The organism is Micromonospora aurantiaca ATCC 27029 (genome assembly GCF_000145235.1).
GTDB classification, from domain to species: Bacteria; Actinomycetota; Actinomycetes; order Mycobacteriales; family Micromonosporaceae; genus Micromonospora; species Micromonospora aurantiaca.
Map to the genome: position 1 here is coordinate 5,967,909 of NC_014391.1, position 22,153 is coordinate 5,990,061.

Sequence of the window (22,153 nt, forward strand, 5' to 3'; positions counted from 1 at the left end):
ACCCCCGTCCGGGTCCGCGACGGCGACCGCCGCGCGGACCCGGACGGCCGGCTCACCGCAGACGGTACGCCTGGATGATCCGCTGGGTCACGGTGTTGCCGGCGTCGTCACGGGCGGTGGCCCGCAGCGACGCGTACCCCGGGCCGGCCGGGTGCCGGACGGTGGCCGTCCACGCCCCGCCCTGCTTCTTCAGCGCCGCCTTCTGCCAGGTCTTGCCACCGTCGTAGGAGACGTCGACGGTGAGCGCCACGACCCGGCCGGACGGCGCGCCGGGCTGACGCTGCACCGTCACCGGCACGGTGAACGTCCGGCCCGCCGGGGCCGAGCTGTCCGCCGCCAGCGGCGGGGTGAACCGGACCGCCATGGCCGGCAGCCGGGCCGGCACGTCGCCCGGTACCCGCTTGGAGCGGAACGTCCAGCTCGCCGAGACCTCGGTGCTCAGGTCGGCGAAGCCGCGCGTCGCACTGGTCTCCAGCCGGTAGTTCGCCGTTCCCGGCGGCACTGTGAACTCGCCGTAACCCGGGTAGGGCGACTCGTCGACCAGCTTGCCGTTGCGGTAGAGCCGGGTGTGCTCGGTGTCGTTGAGCGAGCCGCCCGGGTGCCCGGCCGCGTCGCTGTGCACCGGCAGCGAGACGATGACGGTGTCGCCGGTACGGGTGATGCCCTGCTCCGGCCACTGCGGCTGCGGGAACGACGGGCCGAACGGGGCCTTGTTCCACTCGTCGCGGTAGCTGTGCCCGGCCCGGTAGCGGGTCGGCACTCGTTCCAGCGCCGCCCGCGGCTCCAGCCAGCCCTCCTCGGCCCGCTCACCGAAGGCCAGCTCGGCGCTCCAGCGGGTCCGGGTGACGCTGAGGTGGTCGATCCGCTTGCCCGGCACCTGGACGGGCAGGACGATCGCCGAGCCGCCCATGTTGTAGTCGCGCTCCGCGTAGACGACCAGTTCGTTGTCCATCCCGGCGTAGCCGGCGGCGAACCGGTTCGTGACGGTGGCCAGGTCGGCCGGCCGGTAGTGCCGGACGAAGCCGGTCGGGAACCGGCCCGGGAACAGGTCGTTCAGGCCGTAGAAGTACGGGCTGCGCTCGGGCGCTGTCGGCTCGACCCACTGGCTGGCGAGCGCGCCGACGAAGACCTTGTCGGAGACGGTACGGCCGATCTGGGCCGAGTAGAGGCCCTCGAACCTGTCGGTCCACAGCCCGAAGCTGTTGTAGTAGTCGCCGAATCCCCAGGCCGCTGTGAGGTCGATCAGCAGTGGCGCCGCGCCGCGCTGCGGCACCGTGGTGCGGATCGGCTTCGCCCGCCGGGCGTCCAGCGCGAGCCGCTGGTTCCCGGCGACCACCAGTTCCGGCTGGGCGAGGAAGGAGACCTCCGACCAGCCCTGGTCACCGTCGACGAAGATCAGGCTCTGTACGCCGTACCGGCCCTTCGGCACCCGGATCCGGGTCTCGCCGCCGGTGCCGTAGACGTCCCGGTAGGTGCCGTCGTCGAGCCCGAGCAGGACGGTGTAGTACCCGTCGGTCAGGGCACCGGAGCGGTTGCGGTGGGTCACGGTCAGGTCGTAGCTCTCCACCTCGCGGTCGACAGCGAGCGGGGTCACCACCACCGCGTCGCCGGCGCGGGCGAGCAGGCGGCCGGTCCAGTAGCCGTCGGCGCCGCCGAGCCGGGTGTCGATCACCACTGTCACCTGGGCGCTGTCGCCCGCCGGAACGGTGAGCCGCGAGGTGCTGAGGGTGAGCATGCCGGCCGGCGCGGTCCGCCCGCCCGGTCCGGTGAACTCGGTGCTCAGGTCCAGCGTGAGCGGGGCGGTCCCGCCGTTGCGGTAGGTGACGGTCCGGCTGATCGGCTTGTCGTCGGTGTGCGGCCAGGTCGCCACGCCGAACGAGACGGACGCCGGCTCGCTCGTCACCTGCTGGGTGATCGCGCGGGCGACGTCGACCCGGCCCGCACCCTGCTGGAACGCGGTCTGCTCCGGGTGCGGCTTCGCCGAGGCCATCAGCGTCGCCTTGTAGCGCTCGGGCGTCCAGCCGGGGTGCTGCTGGGCGAGCAGCGCGACCGCGCCGGCCACGTGCGGGGCGGCCATCGACGTGCCGGACAGCGAGGCGTACCGGTCCCCCACCGGGTCGCCGATCTGGCCGTGCGCGGCCCGCGCGGCCACGATCTCCACACCCGGCGCGGTGATGTCCGGCTTGATCGCCCCGTCGCCGACGCGGGGCCCGCGGCTGGAGAAGTCGGCGAGCACGTCGTCCCGGTCCACCGCGCCGACCGCGAGCGCGGCGTCGGCGGTGGCCGGCGAGCCGACCGAACCGTCGGCGCCGTCGTTGCCGGCGGAGATCACGAACAGCGTCCCGTGCTGCTCGGTGAGCGTGCCGACCGCCTGCTCCAGCGGGTCCACCTCCGGGGTGTCGCCGCCGCTGAGGCTCATGTTGACCACGGTGGCGTGCTGCTCGGCCGCGGCCCACTGCATGCCGGCCAGGATGGCCGACTCGGTGCAGCCGTAGACCTCGCAGACCTTCCCGGACAGCAGCGTGGCGTCCGGCGCCACGCCCCGGTACTTCCCGCCCGAGGCGGCGCCGCTGCCGGCGATGGTGGAGGCCACGTGCGTGCCGTGCCCGACGATGTCGTCCGGGTCCGCCTCCTCGGTGAAGTTGCGCGACTCGGCGACCTTGCCGGCCAGGTCCGGGTGGCTGAGGTCGACGCCGGTGTCGAGCACCGCGACCCGCACGCCCTTACCGGTCCAGCCGGCGGCCCAGGCGGTCGGCGCGCCGATCTGCGGCACGCTGTGGTCGAGTGTCAGCCGCCGCCGGCCGTCGAGCCAGATCCGGTCGACACCCCCCGCCGCGTCGAGCCGGGCGCCGGAGCGGTCGGCGCTCACCGCCTTCCAGAGCGCGCCGGTGTCGCCCTTGTCGGCGACGACGGCCGCGCCGGCGATCGCCGGCAGGTCGCGGGTCACCCGCGCGCCGGCGAGCGGGGCCGCCGTCCGCCGGGCCACCCCCGGCCGGTACGTCACGAGCAGCGGTACGCTGCCGCGCCGCGCGTCGTCGTACCCGGCCTCGATCAGCCCGCTCACGTCGAACAGGCGCCGGTCGAGCTTGCCGGCGCGGACCAGCGGGAGCGCGTCCTGCGGCATCACGGTGAGCCGGTCGCGCTCCCGCCCGACCAGGAACTGAATGTTGGCGCGGCCGGCGCCGGGGCGTACCGCGGCACGGCCGCCCGAGGCGACTGTGACCCGGTCGCCGGTGATCAGGGTGACGGTGACCGGGCCGGCGCCGGGCTGGGCGGACGGGCCGGTAGGGGCGGACGGGCCGGTCGGTGCGGTGGGCGCGGCGGCCAGCGCGGGCACCGGCAGGCCGAGCGCCAGCGCCAGGCCGAGGCCGAGCGCCGTCATCTTTCTGCGGTTCCGGAGCAACCTTCCTCCTTCGTCGGACGTTTCATCGAAGAGAGACACATCGACGCGGGTATCAGGATTGCATACCGCGTATGCATCGGGAAGTCGCCGATCCGACGGAACCGCCGACCCGGTCCCGGGCGGGCCGGGACGATCGAGCAATGACCTCCATGAAGGACCGGATGCTGGCCGGCGAGCAGTACATCGCCGACGACCCCGCGATCATCGCCGATCTGGAGCGCGCGGCCCGGCTCGGCGAACGCTTCAACCGCAGCTCCGCCGACGACCCGGCGGGCCGCCTCGCCGCGCTGCGCGAACTGCTCGGCTCACTCGGCGACGACGCCTGGGTCCGGCCGCCGCTGTACTGCGACTACGGCTTCCAGACGCACATCGGCCCGCGCACCTTCGTCAACTTCAACGCGGTCCTCCTCGACGTCGCCCGCATCACCATCGGCGCGGACGTCCAGATCGGACCGAACGTGCAGCTGCTCACCGCCACCCACCCGGTGGAGCCGGAAGCGCGCCGGGCCAAGTGGGAGTCGGCCCAGCCCATCACCATCGGTGACAACGTCTGGCTCGGCGGGGGCGTGATCGTGCTGGCCGGGGTGACCATCGGCGAGAACACGGTGGTCGGCGCCGGCGCGGTGGTCACCCGCGACCTACCGGCCAACGTGGTGGCGGTGGGTAACCCCGCTCGCCCGATCAGGAACCTGGGTCAACCGTCCTGAGCTGCGGGAACAACCGTTCCAGCGGATGCGGATTCCCGTCCGGTCACGCACTCTGGGTAGTAGTGCGTTTACCGGGAGGCACAATGGAACGGGTCCTCGAACTGCGGGTGCACGGGGTCTCCAACACCCCGCCGGATCAGCTGCTCGGCCTGACCGCCGGTGTCAACGGTGACGGTGCGCAACCAACACTGGTCGCCGGCGGTCAGACCACCGGCTTCTACCGGTCCAGCACCGCCGGCCGGGACGACCCGATCACGGTCGAGGCGTACAGCTGGGGGCAGTTGACCTCCGGCGCGCGGACCCGGCGGGACGTGGAACGGGCGCTGTGGACGCTGATGCTCCCTTTCGCGCTGGCGAACGTCGCGCTGCACGCCCGCGCCGGCATCCCGCCCGACCCGGACCAGGAACGCTGGGCCAGCCGGTCCGGCATCACCGCCTGGTTGATCCGCCTGTTCTGCCTGAGCCTGACCTGCACGCTCGTCGTCACAGTGACCGGCGTCGGAGTGGACCTGGTCGGCTGGCAGTGCGTGGACGCGGCCTGCCTCGGCCGGCTCCCCGGCCCGTGGGAGTTCCTCGGCGACTCCTGGTGGCGCGAGGGCACCCGGGCGCTCGCGCTGGGGCTGCTGCTGCCGCTGCTCGTGCTGGCCGCGATCGGGCTCGTCGCCTTCCGCACCTACCAGTACGAGGCGCAGATGCCCGCCGACCCGCACCACCACGCGCCGGCCCGGGAGGATGGTGAGCCGGTCGAACGACCGAACCCGCGCGAGCCCCCGCAGAACCCGCTCCAGGACCCGACGTTCTGGAACGGGGAAGGGCAACTGCGCCGGGCCGCCGTGCTGCACCTGTGCACCGGCGCCGTCAGCGCCGCAGCCGTACCGGTCGCCGCGGTGCTGATCATGGATCCGCCGCGCGGCGTACGGGCCGCCGTCGCCTGGCCCACTGTGGCGCTGCTCGCCGCCGTGGTGGTGATCGCCGTGGTAGCGGTCGCCCGTCCCTGGCTGAGCCGACGGCAGGGCGCCACGCCGCTCGGCCGGTGGAGCGCGGCGGTCGCGACGCTCACCGCGCTCGGACTGGTCGGGGCGTTCGTCCTGCTGCTGCTCCCCGACGGGACGGCCGGGCAGCCGCTGTCGGCGTACCGGCCGCCGGACGGGTGCGCGGCGCAACCGGGCACCGCCGGCTGTCGCGCCGACCGGTCACTGCCCGGGTACGACACCGCGATCGCCTGGCTCGTCGCGTACCAGGTGCTGTTGCTGCTCGCCATCGCCGCGGCGAACCGCTCCGGCCGCCGGGCGCTGATCGGACCCGCCACCGGGATGCTGCTGCTGCCGCTCGGCGCGACATGGATCGAACGCGGCCTGCCCGTGCTGCCCGCCGCGCCGGACGAGCTGCACACCTGGATGCTGGTCGGCCCGGCCGTCGCGCTGGCCGCCGCCGGACTGTTCCTGCCCCGTCTGCGGCCGGCGGTGCCGACCCAGCCGCTCGGCGCGTACACCGATCTCGCCTGGCATGGCTGCGCCCCGGCGGTCATCGCCGGGTTCGGCTGGATGATGGCGGTGGCGTACTGCGCCGGGCTGCTCTACTGGGTCAGCGACCGGCTCGACGCGTCGGCCGAGCCGAGCGGCCCGAGCCGGGTCGTGCCGCCACTGGCCGTCTTCTGGGCCGGGCTGGCCTGCGCGATCGGCCTGGCCGCGCTGATCGCGCTGCTGATCCGGGCCGTCGTCCTGCTGCACCGGCTGCGCCGGTTCGAGTACGCCGGGCTGGCCGCCACGCCCGGTCTGTCCGCGCACGACCTGCGGCGCTGCCGCGACGTCAGCACCTACCGGGCACTGCACCGGCTGGTCGGCGAGCACGCCGTGCGGCTCGTGGGCTGCTACGCCGCGTTCTGCGCGATCCTGGTCACCCTCTGCTGCGCCGCCGCGCTGTCCGGCGAACGGCCCAGCCCGCTGTCCCCGTCCGGCTGGCAGACCGCCATCCACTGGACCGCCGAGCGCGGCGACACGCTCCTCGGCTGGCTGCCGGTGGTGATGGCGGCGCTCGGGCTGCTCGTCTACCGCACCGACTCGGTACGCCGCTCGGTCGGCGTGATCTGGGACGTGTGCACGTTCTGGCCCCGGGCCGCGCATCCGCTCGCGCCGCCCAGCTACGCCGAACGGGCCGTACCGGAACTCCAGACCCGGGTGGCGGGCCTGCTGGCGCTGCCGCCGCACCACGGCGACCGGATGGACGGCGTCATCCTCTCCGGGCACAGCCAGGGCACCGTCATCTGCGCCGCGGTGCTGCTGCAACTGCCCCGCCGGTGGCGGCGACGGACCTGGTTCTTCTCCTACGGCTGCCAGCTCACCCGGCTCTACGGGCGGGTCTTCCCGTCCTACTTCGGGCCGGAACGGCTGCGGGCGCTGGCCGGCGCGCTCACCTGGCCCGGCGGGCACGTGGCCTGGACGAACTTCTGGCGGGACACCGACCCGCTGGGCTGGCAGGTCAGCGCTGGTCAGCGGGACGTGCCGGTGGCCGACCCGGAGGCGCTGCACCCGTCCGGCGGCGAGGTGGCCGACCCGCCCATCCGCAGCCACAGCGGTTATCCGGAGGCGGTGGAGTTCACCCGCGAACGGGCGGTGGTGTCCAGGCTGCTGCGCCGCACCGTGCCGTCACCCCGGCAGCGGACCGGCTGACCTCGCCCGGCCTCCCGCCCGCGACGGACCGGCGCCCCGGCCCGGCGTCACGCCTGCGGCGGGTCGGCCAGGCGTACCACCAGGTCGGCGTGCCCGGCCGTGCCGGCGACCCGCCGGGCGTTCTCCTCGTCGCTGCCCAGAGCCCACGCGCGGGCCTGCTCCGGCGACTTCCCGTACGCCTCGTGGCGCGCGGTGAGCCGGCGCAGCCGCAGCTCCGCATCCAGGTCCAGGAACCAGATCTGGTGTACGAGCGTGCGCACCTCCTCCCACGGGTCGTCCCGCAGCAGCAGGTAGTTGCCCTCGGTGACCACCAGGCGCACCTCGGGCGGCACCTCGATCGCCCCGGCGACCGGTTCCTCCAGGTCGCGGCGGAACTCCGGCGCCCATACCGACGTCGGTTCCACCCGGCGCAACCGGCGTAGCGTGGAGACGAAGCCGTTGACGTCGAACGTGTCCGGCGCGCCCTTGCGGTCGGCCCGGCCGAGCCGCGCCAGCGCCGACCCGGCCAGGTGGAACCCGTCCATCGGGACCAGCCGGGCGACCGGGCCGAGCGCGGCCACGATCCGTTCCGCCAGCGTGGACTTGCCCGCGCCGGGCGCGCCCGCGATGCCGAGCAGCTGACGCGGGCCGTCCTCGGCCAGCGCGCGTGCCCGGGCGACGAGTTCGTCGAGCCCGAACACCTCCGCCTGTGGCATCAGCCCAGCACCGGCTCGCTGATGGTGAACCGCGCCTCGACCGCCGCCTGCACCGGCTGCGGCGCCGGGTCCAGCTCCAGCTCGCGCTCCGGCTCGCCGGAGCGCGAGTACGCCGCCCCGACCATCATCATCGGCGGCCCGGCGCTCATCCCGGTGTCGGACAGCTCGCGCAACGCGATCACCTGGGCGCCGAGCGCCTCGGCGTACTCCCGGGCCCGGACCAGCGCGTCGGCGATCGCGGCCTGCCGCGCCTCCCGGTAGGCCGGGCTGTCCGGACGCAGCGACCACACCGGCCCGGCCACCTCGACCTGCTCCTGGTCGGCCAGGCGGAGCATCAGGTCACCGAGCGCGGTGAAGTCGGTGGTCGTCACTGTGGTGCTCACGCTGCCCTGGTAGGCCACCACCCGCTCGCCGGCGCGCTTCGTCACCGGCCAGACGTGGACCTGGCCGGTCTCCCGGCGCTCCACCACGGGCCCGGCCGCGTCGAGCAACGCGCGCACCGCGGCGGCCCGTTCGGCCAGCCGGGTCAGTGTGGTCTCCCGGTCCCGGTCGCGCGCCACCGCTGTCACGGTGAACCGGGCCAGCTCGGGAGCCACCTCCCGGTACGCCTCACCGCGTACCGCCACGACCGGTGCGTCAGCCATGCCGCTCAGCCTAACGGCGGGGTGGCCGGCAGGTGCCCCATGTAGGTGACCGCGCCGGCCGCCTCCCGCACCTCGCTCAGGTGGCCGCCCGCCGCACCCAGCTCCCGCAGGTACGCCAGCTCGCCCGCGTGGTCGGCGGCCGCCGGGAACTCCCGCCGGTGCGCGCTGAACACGCGTGCCCGCAGCGTGGAGCGGACGTCCCGCCCCTCGGCGAACCGGTCGGCCAGCGCACCGGCGTCGCCGGCGCGCAGCGCCTCGGTCAGCTCGGTCAGGAACGCGCCGAGCGCGTCCAGCTCGGCGAGCACGCGGTCCCGGTTGCCGAGCAGCATGTTCGCGGTCCGCTCGGGTGGCCCGCCGGCGACCCGGGTGCCGTCGGAGAAGCTGCCGGCGGCGAGCGTCAGCACCGCGTCCCGCAACGCCGACCGGTGCACGGTGCCGGCCAGCGCGCCCGCCAGCACGTGCGGTACGTGCGAGGCGAGCGCGGCGGCGCCGTCGTGCTCCGGGGCGGACATGGGCACCACCCGGGCGTGGAAGACGTCCACCAGCAGCACTGCCAGCCGCCGGAACGCGCCCAGGCCGGTCGGCCCCGGGCAGAGCACCCAGGCGGCGCCGTCGAGCAGGTCCGGGCCGGCCGCGGCCGCGCCGGCCCGGTCCGCGCCGGCCATCGGATGGCCCGGCACGAAGCGGTGCCCGAGCCCCTGAACGGTGGCGGCGGTGCTCACCTCGGCCTTGACGCTGCCCACGTCGGTGAGCACGCAGTCGTCGTCGGTCACGGCGGCGACCCGGGCCAGTGTCGTCGGCAGCGTGGGCAGCGGGCCGCAGAGGAACACCACGTCCCGGCCGGTGACCGCCTCCTCGACCGTGTCGGGCGCGTCGACGCCCCGGTCGCGTACCTGCCGGCGGGCCGCCGGATCGGGATCCCAGCCGGCGACGTCGAGCCCGGCGTCGCGCAGCCGCAGCAGCACCGAACCGCCGATCAGCCCGGTGCCGACCACCGCTGCCCGCGCCAGCCCGCCCGCCACGTCAGGCCCCGGCGAGCCGCCCGGCCACCGCGTCCACGTGCTCGTCGGACTCGGTGAGGGCCACCCGGACGTGCCGGGCGCCGGCCGGGCCGTAGAAGACACCGGCGGCCACCAGGATGCCCCGGCGGGCCAGCCGGTCCACGGTCTCCCAGCAGTCCTCGTCCCGGGTGAGCCAGAGGTAGAGCCCGGCCTCCGAGTGCTCGACGGTGAAACCCGCGGCGGTGAACGCCTCGCGCAGCTTCTCCCGCCGGACGCGGTAGCGCTCGCGCTGGGCGTCGGCGTGCTCCTGGTCGCCGAGCGCGGCCACCATGGCGGCCTGCACCGGGGCGGGCACGATCAGGCCCGCGTGCTTACGGATCTTGAGCAGCTCGGCCACCAGCGCCGGATCGCCCGCGACGAACCCGGCCCGGTAGCCGGCCAGGTTGGAGCGCTTGGACAGCGAGTGCACCGCCAGCACACTGTCGTACGAGCCACCGCACACCTCGGGCGAGAGCACCGAGACGGGCTCGGCGTCCCAGCCCAGCGGCAGGTAGCACTCGTCGCTGGCGACCACCGCACCGCGCTCACGCGCCCACTCGACCACCTTGCGCAGGTGGGCGGCGGGCAGCACGCGGCCGGTCGGGTTGCCCGGCGAGTTGACCCAGACCAGGCGGACCCGGGGATCCGGGCCCAGCGCGGTCAGCGAGTCGGTGCGTACCGTCGTCGCGCCGGCCAGCCGGGCCCCGTCCTCGTAGGTCGGGTAGGCCACCGACGGCACCACGACCACGTCACCGGGGCCGAGCCCGAGCAGGGTGGGCAGCCCGGCCACCAGCTCCTTGGAGCCGATCGTCGGCAGCACGCCCAGGCCGTCGACGCCCGCGCCGCAGGCCCGCGCGACCCAGCCCGCGATCGCGTTCCGCAGGGCGGGCGTACCGGCGGTCAGCGGGTAGCCCGGTGCGTTGGACGCGTCGGCCAGGGCCTGCCGGATCAGGTCTGGCACCGGGTCGACCGGCGTGCCCATCGACAGGTTGATGAGACCGTCCGGGTGCGCCGCGGCCGTGGCGGCCGCGGCGTCCAGGGTGTCCCAGGTGAAGTCGGGCAGCCGTGCCGAGACCGGCGTACGCCGGTTCAGTGGCCCTCGCCGCGCGGCGGCTGCGCGGCGACGAAGGTGGCGTCCTTCTCCACCTTGCCGATCTTCGAGGCGCCACCGGGCGAGCCCAGGTCCTCGAAGAACTCGTAGTTGGCCCCGGTGTAGTCCTTCCACTGCTCCGGGACGTCGTCCTCGTAGAAGATCGCTTCCACCGGGCAGACCGGCTCACAGGCACCACAGTCGACGCACTCGTCGGGGTGGATGTAGAGCATCCGGTTGCCCTCGTAGATGCAGTCGACCGGGCACTCCTCGATGCATGCCTTGTCGAGCACATCCACGCACGGCTCGGCGATGATGTAGGTCACCGGTCTTCTCCTCCGCAAGACTCGTCGCGATCAACCGCAACGGTAAGAGCCTAGTATCTCGCCGGGGAGGGGGTCGATCGTGCTCCGACAGCAGGACGTGGGACACCGGATCGTGGTCCGCCGGATTGTGGGGATTCGCGAGGGCCGCACGCTGTTCTCCGACGCGCTCGGCGAGCTCGTGGAGCTGAGCGAGACCCACATCACTCTGTCCACCGACGCCGGGCCGCTGCGCGTACCGGTGGCCGAGGTGCACCGGGCAAAGCGGGTGCCACCGGCCCGGCGGCCCACCGCCGCCGCCGTGGTCGCGCTGGAGCTGGCCGCCGACGAGGCGTGGCCCGCACCGGTACGCGGACGGCTCGGCGACTGGCGGCTGCGCTGGGCCGACGGCTGGACCGGGCGGGCGAACAGCGCGCTACCCGTCGGCGACCCGGACCGCCCGCTGCCCGCCGCGCTGGACGCGGTGCAGCGCTGGTACGCCGAGCGCGGCGGGTCCGCCCTGGTGAACACCCCGCTGCCGCTGGCCGCCCCGGTCGGCGCGGAGCTGGACGCACGCGGCTGGACGTCCCGGCCCCCGGTGCTGGTCCAGACCGTCCCGCTGCGCACCCTGACCGTGCCGCCCGCTGTTCCGCTGCCGACCTCCACCCCGCTGCCGGCCGACGCCCCCGCCGGCGTCCCCGCGGATGTGCCGCCGGTGACGCTGACGGACGCGCCCGCCGACGACTGGCTGGCGATCGCCGCCGGCCGCAAGGGCGGGCTGCCGGACGCCGCCCGGCAGGTGCTCACCGGGACGCCCCGGGTCCGCTTCGCCGAACTGCGCGAGGACGGCCGGCTGCTCGCGGTCGGGCGGGGCACGGTGACCGGCGCAGGCCGCTGGCTCGGCGTCAGCCTGCTGGAGACGGTGCCGGAGGCACGCCGTCGAGGGCTCGCCGCCACTGTCGTACGCGCCCTGGCCGGCTGGGGCGCCGCTGAGGGCGCCACCCACACGTTCCTCCAGGTCGAACAGAGCAACAGCGGCGCTGTGGCGCTCTACCGCGGGCTCGGCTTCACCACCCACCACACCTACCTGACCCGGGTCGCCCCGGCGGCCTGAGCGGCGCTCCGGTCAGCGCCGGACGATCCTGCGGGGCCGGGTGCGCTTCATCTCGGCGTACCGCTTGAGCTGGCGGGACCGGTAGTCCCGGCCCAGCGCGGTCAGGATCAGGTAGCCGACCAGCACGCCCGCCGCGGTGGCCGCGAGATAGAGCCAGATCTGGGCGAAGAACAGGCCCGCGCCGCCGCCGAACGGGTTCTCCCCGACCAGCAGCGGACCGACGAACACGGTGAGCGCCAGCGCGACCGCGACCGCGGCGGCCAGGTCGCCGGCCCAGCGGCCCAGCGGCCGGTCGGCGCCCCACCGGAACGCGGTGCCCGCCAGGATCAGCCCGATGACCAGGAACATGGCGAGCGAGACGCGGCCGGAGGCGGTGTCGTCGTCCGGGAACGCGAGTTTGATGACCAGCCGGGCCACCACGTTCACCCCGAACAACGCGGCCGCCAGCACGCCTACCGCACGCCACCGCTGACCCATCGCACGCCTCCCGCCGTACCGCCCGCTCCCTCGGCGGGCCTCCTGGCAGGAATGTCTACCACCGCGAGCTGTGCGGCGTCAGCACCTCACCGTGCGTCGGGCGGCGTCACCAGGTGCCGGAAGCCCAGCACCGCGAACGTGACCGCGCCGGCCACGATCAACGCGAGGCCGAGCACGTTGTCACCGGCGAGCGCCAGATCGCCCTCGACGGTCCGGAACCCCCCCACCACGATCACCAGGAACCACGGCAGCGCGCCGAGCGCCACCGCCCAGCGCGTACCCGTCGACCGGTGGGCGAACCGGCCCAGCAGCACAGTGGTCGCCACCACCGCGACGACGCCGGCAGCCACCAGGCCGACACCGAGAAGCGCCCGCAGCCCGCCGGAGCGGCCCTGCACGGTCTCCCAGGCCCAGGTCGCGAAGATCAGGTCGAGCAGCGCCAGCAGGACGCCGGCCCAGACCGTCACGACGCCGCCGGCCACCCGCAGCGCGCGGTCGAGCACCCGCTCCGCCGGGCTCGGCGTGGCGGCCGTCGGCGGCTGCTCGGGAAGGGTCGACACGGGTACGGCCGGCAGCGTCACCGGAGACCGGCCGCCGCGACCGGGGACCGCTGCGTACCGTCCAGGGCGATGCCGGCGAAGAGGTCGTCCTCCCAGCCGTACGGGCCGGCGCCCGGCCCCTTCTCGCCGACCGCGAGCGTGAAGTACTCGACGCCCATGAACTCGCCGCCGAAGTTGCCGGCGATCGAGTAGAGCCAGGAGTTCGCCGGGATCTGGGTGGCGTGGGCGCGCATCGCCGCCTCCTTGGCGGCGTGCTGGTCGGTGCCGTCGATCCGGGCGGCGATCTCCGCGTCCGGCGTGCCGAACGGCAGCTCGTCGGCGCTCTCGATGCCGGCGAACGGATTGTCCGAGGACTCGGTGAACGTCTCCAGGCCCGCGTCGAGGACGCTGCGCGGCATCGCCGTCCAGTAGACCTTCGCCGGGGCGATCCCCTCGGCCGCGGCCAGCTCCACCGCCCGCATCGCCACCCGGTGCGCCTGGATGTGGTCGGGGTGGCCGTAGAAGCCGTCCGGATCGTACGTGACGAGAACCTGGGGACGGACCTCGCGGATGACCTCCACCAGGTACCCGGCGGCGGTGTCCAGGTCGGCCTGCCAGAACGCCCGGGGGTGCTCGTTGGTGGCCAGGCCCATCATGCCGGAGTCACGGTAGCGGCCCGCCCCGCCGAGGAACCGGTGGTCGGTCACGCCGAGCACGGCGCAGGCGGCCGCCAGCTCACCGATCCGGTAGCCGCCGAGCTGGTCCGCCTCGGCCGCGCCGAGCTGCGCCAGGGCCGGGACGTGGATCTCGCCCTCCTCGCCCAGCGTGCAGGTCACGAGCGTGACGTGGGCACCGGTGGCGGCGTAGTGCGCCATCGTCGCGCCGGTGCCGATCGACTCGTCGTCGGGATGCGCGTGGACCAGCAGAAGGCGTCGGTCGGGCAGGGTCGTCACGCCCGTCACTCTAACCGGCGGTCCTGCCCGCTCGACGGTGATGCGTCCGCCCAGGTCGGCCACATCACCTCCGGCGCCCGCCTACTCTGCAGGCGTGGACTTTCCCGAGCTGGCCGCCCGTACCCGTCGGTTCAGCCACGGGGCGCCGCGCGCCGTCACCGTCGCGGGCGACGGCGCCCGGGTGATCTTCCTGCGTTCCGCGGGACCGGAGGACCCGGCCGACGCGCTCTGGCTGCTCGACGTCGACAGCGGCGAGGAACGACTGGTCGCGGACCCGGCGGTGCTGCTGGGCACGGACGCCGAGCCGGCCCGCCTCGCCCCCGGGGAACGGGCGCTGCGCGAGCGGTTGCGGCTCAGCTCCGGCGGCATCGGCTCGTACGCGCTGGACTCGGCCGGCCGGGTCGCCGCGTTCGCGCTGGCCGGGCGGCTGTTCCGGGCCGACCTGGTGCACGGCGACGTGATCGAGGTGGCAGCGATCGGGCCGGTGATCGACCCGCGGCCCGACCCGGCCGGTGAGCGGCTGGCGTACGTCACCGACGCCGCCGAGGGGGTGCGCCGGGGTCAGTTGCGGGTGGTGGAGCCGGACGGTACGGACAACCTGCTCGCCGGTGAGGACAGCGGTGTCACCTGGGGTCTGGCCGAGCACATCGCGGCCGAGGAGTTCCACCGCTACCGGGGCTACTGGTGGGCGCCGGACGGGCGCAGCGTGCTGGCCGCCCGGGTCGACGAATCACGCCTGGAACGCTGGTACCTGCACGACCCGGCCGACCCGGCGAGCCCGCCGACGTCGCTCGCGTACCCCGTGGCGGGTGGGCCGAACGCGGAGGTGAGCCTGCACCTGCTCGACCTCGACGGCGGCTGGGTCGACGTGCACTGGGACCGCGAGACCTATCCGTACCTGAGTTCCGTGGACTGGACCGAGGGCGGGCCGCTGATCACGGTGCTGCGCCGCTCGCAGCAGCACGGCCTGGTGCTCGCGGTGGACCCGCGCACCGGGGAGACGCAGGTGCACGCCGAGCTGGCCGACCCGCGCTGGGTGGAGCCGATCCCCGGCACCCCGGCGCACCTGCCCGACGGGCGGGTGCTGGTCGGCGGCGAGCTGGCCCACGACGGGTACGACGCGCGTTGCCTGTTCGCCGACGGCACGCTGCTCACCCCGCCGTCGCTGTACGTGCGGCGGGTGGTCGGGCGGCTGCCGAACGGCCCGAACGCGGCGGCCGACCTGCTGGTGGAGGCGAGCGAGGGCGAACCGAGCCAGCGTCACCTCTACCGGGTGCGCACCACGATCGGCGGCGGCATGGACGCCCGCCGGATGGGCAGCGACCCCGGCTGGCACACCGCCTCGATCGGCGGGTCGACGCTGGCCGTGGGCATCGCGTCGCTGGAGCACGCCGGCGTCCGCTGGCGGGTGTGGCACGGCGACCGCGAGGTCGGCGAACTGCGCTCGTTCGCCGCCACCTGCTCGTACGCGCCGCGGCCGACGATGGTCCGGGTGACCGACCGGCGGCTGCCCAGCGCCGTGCTCTACCCGGCCGAGCACGTCAAGGGCACCCGGCTGCCGGTGCTGCTGGACGTGTACGGCGGCCCCGGCCACCAGGAGGTGGTCGCGGCCCGCAGCGTCTGGCTGGAACGGCAGTGGTGGGCCGAGCAGGGCTTCGCGGTGGTCACCATCGACAACCGGGGTACGCCGGGCATCGCGCCGTCGTTCGAGAAGGCGATCCACAGGCGGGTCGCCGACGTGATCCTCACCGACCAGGTGGACGCGCTCACCGCGCTCGCCGACAAGCACCCGGATCTGGACCTGGGACGGGTGGCGGTGCGCGGCTGGTCATTCGGCGGCTGGCTGGCCGGGCTCGCGGTGCTGCGGCACCCGGAGTTGTTCAAGTGCGCGATCGTCGGCGCGCCGGTCACCGACTGGGCGCTGTACGACACCGCGTACAGCGAGCGCTACCTGGGCATGCCGGACGACGGGATGGACGTGTACGCCCACCACTCGCTGGTCGAGCTGGCCGCAGAGCCGCTCGGCGATCCGGCGCAGGCCCGGCCGATGCTGCTGGTGCACGGCCTGGCCGACGACAACGTGCTGGCTGCGCACACGCTGCGGCTGTCCGCGGCGCTGCTGGCGACGGGCCGCCCGCACGCGGTGCTGCCGCTGACCGGCGCGAGCCACCTGGCCGCCGGCGGCGTGTCCGAGCGCCTGCTCCGGCTGGAGCTCGACTTCCTCCGCCGCTACTTGTAAGGAAGGGCCCCCTTTTAACGCCTGCGGTAGAGGAAGGGCCCCTTGTTAACGCCTCGCGTTAACAAGGGGCCCTTCCTTCACCTACGGGCTACTGCTTGACGTACGCGTTGACGAAGTTCGGGTAGCCGAACACGGAGGAGATGAACACCCCGCCCGCCTTGGAGCCGTGCACGTTGTACGCCACGTCCACGTAGAGCGGCACCACAGGAGCGTGCTCCTTCATGATCCGCTCGTCGAGCTTGCCCCACTCCGGGCCCTGCTCGGACGGCGGCAGCGCCAGGATCCGGTCCATCTCGGCGTTGATCGCGTCGTCGTTGAAGTACGACTGGTTGCTGTTGCCCTCGGCCTTGATGGTCCGGCCGTCGTAGAGCACCGGCAGGATCGACGCGCCGCTCGGCCAGTCCGCCGCCCAGTTACCGATGTACAGGTCCCAGGGGTTGTTCTTCTTCTTGACCTCGTCCAGCTTCGCGTCGTCCGGGATGTTCCGGACGGTGATCTTGAAGCCGGCACGCTCCAGGTTGCCCTTGAGCTGGACCGCCTCCGCCTGCTCGGTCGTGTTGTCGGCGACGCCGAGGACCAGCTCGGGCGTCTGGCCGCCGAGCAGTTCCTTGGCCTTCTCCACATTGCCGTTGGCGCCAGCCGGGTACGCGTCGTACGCCTTGTAGCCGATGGTCGACGGCGGCATCAGCGTGGTGATCGGCTGCGCGACGGTCTGGCCGCCGAGCGCCTTGACCAGGCCCTCGCGGTCGATCGCGTAGTTGAGCGCCTGGCGGATCTTCAGGTCCTTGACCCGCTGGGTGTTGATCACGAGCTGGTTGGCGCTCGGGGTCGGGGACAGCAGCGTGCGGGACTTCAGCGCCGGGTCACCGGCGACCTTGGCCACGAGCGAGGCAGGCACCGAGTTGAACGCCAGCGCGCTCTGGTCGGCGCCGTTGTCCGCGATCACCCGGTTGTTGGCGGCGTCGGCGGTCGGCCCGAAGCTCCACACGAACTGGTCCGGGTACTGGTGCCGCACCGGGTCGGTCTTCGCGTCCCAGTTCGGGTTGCGGTCGAGCGTGAGCTGCACTCCGACCTGATTCTTCGCGATCTTGTACGGGCCGGACGAGAACGGCTTCTGGTCCAGGTTGACCCCGGTGTCCTTCTCCGGCTTGAGCGGCGCCGTGGTGGGCAGCGAGACCGCGAACGGCAGGTCGCAGCGCGGCTTGGCGAACTCGAAGCGCAGCGTCTTGTCGTCCGGCGTGGTCAGGCCCGGCGGCAGCGACGTCTTGTTCTTCTTGAAGTCCCACTTGGTGTCGTACTGCGCGGTGTCGGCCAGCCACTCCTGGATGTAGGTGGGGCCGCCGGTGAGGTCCGGGTCGAAGGAGCGGGCGATGCCGTACGCGATCTCCTTCGAGGTGATCGGGCTGCCGTCCTCGAACTTCACCCCGTCCTTGATGGTGAATTCCCAGACCTTGCAGTCGTTGTTGACGTTCTTGCCCGGGGTCTCGGCCAGGTCACCCACGAGGACCAGGCCACCCTTGCCGTCGTCCTTCCAGGTGGTCAGGTAGCGGGCGAAGAGCGGGTTGGCCATCAGACCGGCGAACGAGTACGTCCGCTGCGGGTCCAGGTGGGAGATGGGGGTCTCCCGGATGATGGTGAACGTCCCGCCCTTGGCCGCGCCGTCGATCTCGGCGGCCGGTCCCTGCGAGTCCTTGGGATCGGTCGCGATGACCCCGGTCTGCTGCCGGTTGCCGTCCACCTTGGTGCCTTCGCCCGTGTTCTCCGAGCAGGCACCGAGTGCCACAACCAGTGCGATGGCGCCGCCAGCGGCGGCCGCTGCGCGTGGTCGCATGTCCTACCTCCTCCACCCGTGCGCCGAGCGCATCCGCCGACGTCCCGAGGATCGTAAAGAAGAAAAGCTACGAGTTGGATAACAGTTGTCGATAAATTTCGTCGCGGTTCAGCCGAGCCGTACCCGCGGGTCGATCACCGCGTAGAGCAGGTCCACCACCACGTTCGCCAGCACCACGAAGACCGCCGCGATCAGCACGGTCGCCATGATCGTCGGCAGGTCGCCCGAGCGGACCGCGTCGACAGCGGTACGCCCCATCCCGTTCAGACCGAATGTCGTCTCGGTGATCACCGTGCCGCCCAGCGCCCCGCCCACGTCCAGACCGGCGATCGTCACCACGGGTGTGATCGCGGCTCGCAGCGCGTGCCGGCCGTACACCTTGCGTTTGGCCAGGCCCTTCGCCCGCGCGGTCCGGACGAAGTCCTCCGAGAGCGTCTCCAGCATCTGCGCCCGGGACAGTCGCGCGTAGATCGCGGAGAAGAGGAACGCCAGCGCCACCCACGCCAGCACCAGCCCGCTCGTCCACTTCAACGGATTGTCGAACAACGAGGTGTAGCTCGGCACCGGCAGCAGGCGCAGGTTGTAGACGAAGACGATGAGCAGCACCGCGCCGACGAAGTAGAGCTGCAACGAGGCGCCGGTGAGCGAGAATCCGATCGCCGCCCGGTCCAGCCAGCTGCCCCGGCGCAGCGCCGAGAGCATGCCCAGGCCGACGCCGAGCAGCAGCCACAGGATCGCCGCCGGGATGACGATGCTCAGCGTCACCGGCAGCACCCGGGCGATGGTGTCGGAGACCGCCTCGTTCGACACGTACGACCAGCCGAGGCAGGGGGCGTCGCACCGGCCGCCCTGGGCGCTGCCCAGGTCCCGGCCGGTGAAGATGCCCTTCATGTAGCCGGCGTACTGGCTGATCAGCGGGTCACGCAGGCCCAGCTCCTGGCGGACCCGCTCCAGTCGCTCCGGGTTGCAGTTCTTCGGGCACATGCCGGTGACCGGGTCGCGGGGTAGCGCGAAGAACATCAGGAAGCTGAGCACGCTCACCGCGAACAGCGTGAGCGCGGCGGACAGCAGCCGGCGGATGAGGAATCGCGTCATGGGCCGGCCTCCTACCGGGACGACTTCGGGTCGAGCGCGTCGCGCAGCGCGTCACCGAAGAGGTTGAAGGCGAACACGAGCGCGAAGATGGTGATGCCCGGGAAGAAGACGTACGCCGGGTCGGTCTGCAGGTAGTCGAGGCTGCGGTAGATCATGCGGCCGAAGCTCGGCGTCTCGTCGGTGAGGCCGACGCCGATGAACGACAACGCGGCCTCGCTGGTGATGTACTGCGGCACCGCCAGCGAGAAGGCGACCAGGATCGGCGCCCAGGCGTTCGGCAGCAACTGGCGGAACAGCATGTGCCCGAGGCCCGCGCCGCTGGCCCGCGCCGCCTCCACGAACTCGCGTTCGCGCAGCGCGATGATCTGACCCCGGACCAGCCGGGCCGTACCGGTCCAGCCGAACAGGGCGAAGATCGCGATGAGCACACCGATCTGGAAGTACGCCGGCACGGCCTCGCGCTGTCCGTAGAAGCGCAGCGCGACGGTCGGCATCAGGGCCAGCGCGATGATCAGGAACGGCATGGCCAGGGTCAGGTCGGTGATCCAGTTGATCACCGTGTCCAGCCAGCCGCCCAGGTAACCGGCGAGCGTCCCGAGCGTCACACCGATCACCGCGGTCAGCACGGCCGCCGCGAACGCGATGAACAGCGACGTCCGCAGCCCGTGCACCATCCGGATGAAGATGTCCCGCCCGAGACCGGGTTCCAGGCCGAACCAGTGCTCACCGGTCACGCCGCCGGCGTAGCCCAACGGCATGCCGTAGCCGTCGAGGCGGCTCTGGAACTGCTCCTTCGGCCCTACCCCGTACAGCGCCTCGATGAGCGGCACGGCGAGCGCGACGAGCACGAAGAACGCCAGCAGGCCGCCGCTGATCAGCGCGGTGCGGTCCCGCTTGAGCCGCGCGAGGGCGAGCTGGCCGGGTGACCGGCCGACGAACTCCTTCTTACCGCTCTCGTCGCCCTCGCCGGGCGACTCGATCTCGGCGAGCGCGACGCCCTCGACCGGCGACAGGCTCATTGGGACACCTCCACGGGTTCGCCGGTCGGCACGCCGACCGGTCCGCTCTCCGGGTAGTGGCAGGCGGCGAGCTGCCGGCCGTCGTCCCGGGTGGTCAGCGCCGGCTCCTCGGCGGCGCACCGGTCGGTGGCCTTCCAGCAGCGGGTACGGAACCGGCAGCCCGACGGCGGGTTGAGTGGCGTGGGCACGTCGCCGGTGAGACGGATCCGTCCGGCGGGCCCGAGCGTGGTGACGTCCGGGATCGCCGACAGCAACGCCCGGGTGTAGGGGTGCTGGGGGCGGGTGTAGATGTCGTCGCGGTCGCCGATCTCGACGATCTTGCCGAGGTACATGACGGCGACGCGGTGGCAGAAGTGCCGCACGACGGCGAGGTCGTGGGCGATGAACACGAACGCCAGGTCCAAGTCGCGTTGCAGGCTGCGCAGCAGGTTGATGACCTGCGCCTGAATCGACACGTCCAGGGCGGAGACGGGTTCGTCGGCCACGATCAGCTTCGGCTTCAAAGCCAGGGCGCGGGCGATGCCGATGCGCTGGCGTTGCCCGCCGGAGAACTCGTGCGGATACCTGTTGTAGTGCTCCGGATTCAACCCGACCAGTTCCAGGAGTTCCTGGACCCGTTTCTTGACGCCGCCGGGTGGGGTGATGCGGTTGACCTGCAACGGCATCGCCACGATCCGCCCGACCGTGTGGCGGGGATTCAGCGACGCGTACGGGTCCTGGAAGATGATCTGCAGGTCCTGCCGCAGCCCGCGCAGCTCACCACGTTTCGCGTGGGTGATGTCCCGCCCCGCGAACTCGATCGACCCGGCGGTGGGTTCGAGTAGCCGCACGAGCATCCGCCCGGTCGTGGTCTTCCCACACCCCGACTCCCCCACCAGGCCGAGGGTCTCGCCGGGGCGCACGTCGAAGTCCAGCCCGTCCACGGCCCGCACCGCGCCGGTGGTGCGCAGCCCTTGCCGGACGGGGAAGTGCTTGGTCAGGCCGCGCACGGACAGCAGCGGCTCGGTCTCGGTGCTCATCGGGCCACCCCCACCTGGGCTACCTCGTCGCGGTAGATCCGCTCGCGATCCCCCGCCGACAGATGGCAGGCGACCAGGTGACCCGGCGCTCCGGCCTCCCGCAGCTCGGGCACCTCGGTGCGGGACCGGTCGCCGTTCACGTCGGCCCACCGGCACCGCGGATGAAACGCACACCCCGACGGCAGGTTGATCAGACTGGGCGGGTTACCCGGAATCGGCAACAGGTCCGCGTCCGCGTCACCGTGCAACGACGGCACACTCGACAACAACCCCCACGTGTACGGATGCTGCGGCGCCCGCAACACCCGCTCCACACTCCCGTGCTCCACCGCCCGGCCCGCATACATCACCAACACGTCATCAGCCACCTGACTGACCACACCCAGGTCATGCGTGATCAACACGATCGCCGACCGGAACTCCTCCTGCAAATCACTGAGCAGATCCAGGATCTGCGCCTGCACCGTCACATCCAACGCCGTCGTCGGCTCATCCGCGATCAGCAGATCCGGATCATTCACCAACGCCATCGCGATCATCGCCCGCTGCCGCATCCCACCCGAGAACTCATGCGGATACTGATCGAACCGCCGCGCCGGCTGCGGAATCCCCACCCGGCCCAACATGTCCACCGCCCGCGTCCGCGCCTCCCGCCGACCGGCCCTCGGATGATGCACCCGGTACGCCTCAGCGATCTGCCTACCCACCGAGTAGTACGGATGCAACGCCGACAACGGATCCTGGAAAACCATCGCCATGTCCCGGCCCCGCAGCCGCCGCACCTCCTCCTCACCCAACCCCACCAGCTGACGCCCACCCACCGAGATCTCCCCCGAGATGGTCGTCCGCCTCGCGTTGTGCAAACCCAGGATCGCCAGCGACGTCACGCTCTTACCGGAACCGGACTCCCCCACGATCCCCAGCGTGCGACCCCGCTCCACGGCGAACGACACACCGTCCACGGCCCGCACCACACCGTCCTCGGTGTCGAACCGCACCCGCAGATCCCTGACCTGGAGATAGGGCCCGTCGCCGGAGCGCTGCTCCGGCACCTCCGGGCGGTCCGGCTCCCCGGACGGCACCGCCTCCGACCTGCCCATTGACCGCCTCCCCTTCGGTGATGAAGAGAACCTACAGGAAATCCCCAGAGGCGAAAATAAGCTACATCGAGCGGTCTGTCAGCGGTCCGAGCGTAACGACTCGGTCTCCCGTCCGCACGCCCCTCACCTGGGATATTCACAGCCGCGATTGGGCGTCGCCGCCTCGTCGCCGCACTTGTGGTGCGACGATGGTCCCGGCGACGAAGGGACGATTCCC

At 72.8% G+C, this 22,153-nt stretch carries 18 protein-coding genes; 4 read left to right on the forward strand and 14 right to left on the reverse strand.

Translation table 11 applies throughout. The features are described 5' to 3' along the window. Positions 1–52: 52 nt before the first annotated feature. Entirely contained in the window at positions 53–3,382 is a 3,330-nt protein-coding gene (locus MICAU_RS26480) for a S8 family serine peptidase (protein WP_167545746.1), read from the reverse strand. A gap of 161 nt (positions 3,383–3,543) precedes the next feature. Here MICAU_RS26480 and MICAU_RS26485 point away from each other — a divergent pair, with 161 nt between their 5' ends. Both MICAU_RS26485 and MICAU_RS26490 read left to right on the forward strand, forming a co-directional pair. Continuing rightward, positions 3,544–4,110: a sugar O-acetyltransferase gene (locus MICAU_RS26485; protein ID WP_013288430.1), complete on the forward strand. Its 567-nt coding sequence runs from the start codon at positions 3,544–3,546 to the stop codon at positions 4,108–4,110. 83 nt (positions 4,111–4,193) lie between these two features. Beyond that, on the forward strand, positions 4,194–6,779 hold the full coding sequence (locus MICAU_RS26490) for a hypothetical protein (RefSeq protein ID WP_013288431.1): 2,586 nt from the start codon (positions 4,194–4,196) through the stop codon (positions 6,777–6,779). A gap of 47 nt (positions 6,780–6,826) precedes the next feature. Here MICAU_RS26490 and MICAU_RS26495 read toward each other — a convergent pair whose 3' ends face one another. Genes MICAU_RS26495 through fdxA form a run of 5 tightly spaced genes read right to left on the reverse strand, consistent with a single transcriptional unit; the run spans position 6,827 to position 10,574 of the window. Continuing rightward, positions 6,827–7,474 carry a nucleoside/nucleotide kinase family protein gene (locus MICAU_RS26495; RefSeq protein WP_013288432.1) on the reverse strand — a complete coding sequence of 216 codons (648 nt, stop codon included), beginning with the start codon at positions 7,472–7,474 and terminating at the stop codon, positions 6,827–6,829. After that, a complete protein-coding gene (locus MICAU_RS26500) occupies positions 7,474–8,118 on the reverse strand; it encodes an SIMPL domain-containing protein (protein ID WP_013288433.1) in 645 nt (214 codons plus the stop codon). The genes MICAU_RS26495 and MICAU_RS26500 overlap by 1 nt, the downstream gene beginning before the upstream one ends. 5 nt (positions 8,119–8,123) lie before the next feature. Then, a complete protein-coding gene (locus MICAU_RS26505; protein ID WP_013288434.1) occupies positions 8,124–9,140 on the reverse strand; it encodes a prephenate dehydrogenase in 1,017 nt (338 codons plus the stop codon). Between the two features lies 1 nt (position 9,141). Next, entirely contained in the window at positions 9,142–10,251 is a 1,110-nt protein-coding gene (gene dapC / locus MICAU_RS26510) for a succinyldiaminopimelate transaminase (RefSeq protein ID WP_013288435.1), read from the reverse strand. Next, positions 10,248–10,574 (reverse strand): ferredoxin, encoded by a 327-nt coding sequence (gene fdxA / locus MICAU_RS26515; protein ID WP_007464872.1) that lies wholly within the window; start codon positions 10,572–10,574, stop codon positions 10,248–10,250. Before fdxA ends, dapC begins: the two co-directional genes overlap by 4 nt. Before the next feature lie 79 nt (positions 10,575–10,653). Here fdxA and MICAU_RS26520 point away from each other — a divergent pair, with 79 nt between their 5' ends. Then, the gene (locus MICAU_RS26520) at positions 10,654–11,664 is read left to right on the forward strand and encodes a GNAT family N-acetyltransferase (protein WP_013288436.1); all 1,011 of its coding nucleotides are present in this window, start codon (positions 10,654–10,656) and stop codon (positions 11,662–11,664) included. A 12-nt stretch (positions 11,665–11,676) separates the two neighbouring features. Here the strand turns inward: MICAU_RS26520 and MICAU_RS26525 are convergent, their stop codons facing one another. From MICAU_RS26525 to mshB, 3 genes are all read right to left on the reverse strand, one after another. After that, the gene (locus MICAU_RS26525) at positions 11,677–12,141 is read right to left on the reverse strand and encodes a hypothetical protein (protein ID WP_013288437.1); all 465 of its coding nucleotides are present in this window, start codon (positions 12,139–12,141) and stop codon (positions 11,677–11,679) included. Between the two features lie 86 nt (positions 12,142–12,227). Beyond that, positions 12,228–12,701: a hypothetical protein gene (locus MICAU_RS26530; RefSeq protein ID WP_412535472.1), complete on the reverse strand. Its 474-nt coding sequence runs from the start codon at positions 12,699–12,701 to the stop codon at positions 12,228–12,230. Positions 12,702–12,718: 17 nt separating this feature from the next. Next, positions 12,719–13,642, reverse strand: a complete 924-nt coding sequence (mshB, locus tag MICAU_RS26535; RefSeq protein WP_174361742.1) for an N-acetyl-1-D-myo-inositol-2-amino-2-deoxy-alpha-D-glucopyranoside deacetylase — start codon at positions 13,640–13,642, stop codon at positions 12,719–12,721. An 85-nt stretch (positions 13,643–13,727) separates the two neighbouring features. Here mshB and MICAU_RS26540 point away from each other — a divergent pair, with 85 nt between their 5' ends. Then, positions 13,728–15,872 (forward strand): S9 family peptidase, encoded by a 2,145-nt coding sequence (locus MICAU_RS26540; RefSeq protein WP_013288440.1) that lies wholly within the window; start codon positions 13,728–13,730, stop codon positions 15,870–15,872. Positions 15,873–15,960: 88 nt separating this feature from the next. Here MICAU_RS26540 and MICAU_RS26545 read toward each other — a convergent pair whose 3' ends face one another. The 5 genes from MICAU_RS26545 to MICAU_RS26565 form a co-directional block, all read right to left on the reverse strand. Then, on the reverse strand, positions 15,961–17,703 hold the full coding sequence (locus tag MICAU_RS26545) for an ABC transporter substrate-binding protein (protein WP_013288441.1): 1,743 nt from the start codon (positions 17,701–17,703) through the stop codon (positions 15,961–15,963). A gap of 108 nt (positions 17,704–17,811) precedes the next feature. Then, a complete protein-coding gene (locus MICAU_RS26550) occupies positions 17,812–18,798 on the reverse strand; it encodes an ABC transporter permease (protein ID WP_013288442.1) in 987 nt (328 codons plus the stop codon). An 11-nt stretch (positions 18,799–18,809) separates the two neighbouring features. Then, positions 18,810–19,817, reverse strand: a complete 1,008-nt coding sequence (locus MICAU_RS26555) for an ABC transporter permease (RefSeq protein ID WP_013288443.1) — start codon at positions 19,815–19,817, stop codon at positions 18,810–18,812. Beyond that, positions 19,814–20,836 (reverse strand): ABC transporter ATP-binding protein, encoded by a 1,023-nt coding sequence (locus MICAU_RS26560; protein WP_013288444.1) that lies wholly within the window; start codon positions 20,834–20,836, stop codon positions 19,814–19,816. Before MICAU_RS26560 ends, MICAU_RS26555 begins: the two co-directional genes overlap by 4 nt. After that, positions 20,833–21,936, reverse strand: a complete 1,104-nt coding sequence (locus tag MICAU_RS26565; RefSeq protein ID WP_013288445.1) for an ABC transporter ATP-binding protein — start codon at positions 21,934–21,936, stop codon at positions 20,833–20,835. The genes MICAU_RS26560 and MICAU_RS26565 overlap by 4 nt, the downstream gene beginning before the upstream one ends. Positions 21,937–22,153 lie beyond the last annotated feature (217 nt).

Excerpts from the sequence above, each read along its gene's own strand:
- MICAU_RS26555 (WP_013288443.1), bottom strand. The coding sequence starts at position 19,817 with ATGAGCCTGTCGCCGGTCGAGGGCGTCGCGCTCGCCGAGATCGAGTCG.
- MICAU_RS26550 (WP_013288442.1), bottom strand. The coding sequence starts at position 18,798 with ATGACGCGATTCCTCATCCGCCGGCTGCTGTCCGCCGCGCTCACGCTG.
- MICAU_RS26545 (WP_013288441.1), bottom strand. The coding sequence starts at position 17,703 with ATGCGACCACGCGCAGCGGCCGCCGCTGGCGGCGCCATCGCACTGGTT.
- MICAU_RS26565 (WP_013288445.1), bottom strand. The coding sequence starts at position 21,936 with ATGGGCAGGTCGGAGGCGGTGCCGTCCGGGGAGCCGGACCGCCCGGAG.
- MICAU_RS26485 (WP_013288430.1), top strand. The coding sequence starts at position 3,544 with ATGACCTCCATGAAGGACCGGATGCTGGCCGGCGAGCAGTACATCGCC.
- MICAU_RS26500 (WP_013288433.1), bottom strand. The coding sequence starts at position 8,118 with ATGGCTGACGCACCGGTCGTGGCGGTACGCGGTGAGGCGTACCGGGAG.
- MICAU_RS26490 (WP_013288431.1), top strand. The coding sequence starts at position 4,194 with ATGGAACGGGTCCTCGAACTGCGGGTGCACGGGGTCTCCAACACCCCG.
- MICAU_RS26495 (WP_013288432.1), bottom strand. The coding sequence starts at position 7,474 with ATGCCACAGGCGGAGGTGTTCGGGCTCGACGAACTCGTCGCCCGGGCA.
- MICAU_RS26525 (WP_013288437.1), bottom strand. The coding sequence starts at position 12,141 with ATGGGTCAGCGGTGGCGTGCGGTAGGCGTGCTGGCGGCCGCGTTGTTC.
- MICAU_RS26480 (WP_167545746.1), bottom strand. The coding sequence starts at position 3,382 with ATGACGGCGCTCGGCCTCGGCCTGGCGCTGGCGCTCGGCCTGCCGGTG.
- MICAU_RS26560 (WP_013288444.1), bottom strand. The coding sequence starts at position 20,836 with ATGAGCACCGAGACCGAGCCGCTGCTGTCCGTGCGCGGCCTGACCAAG.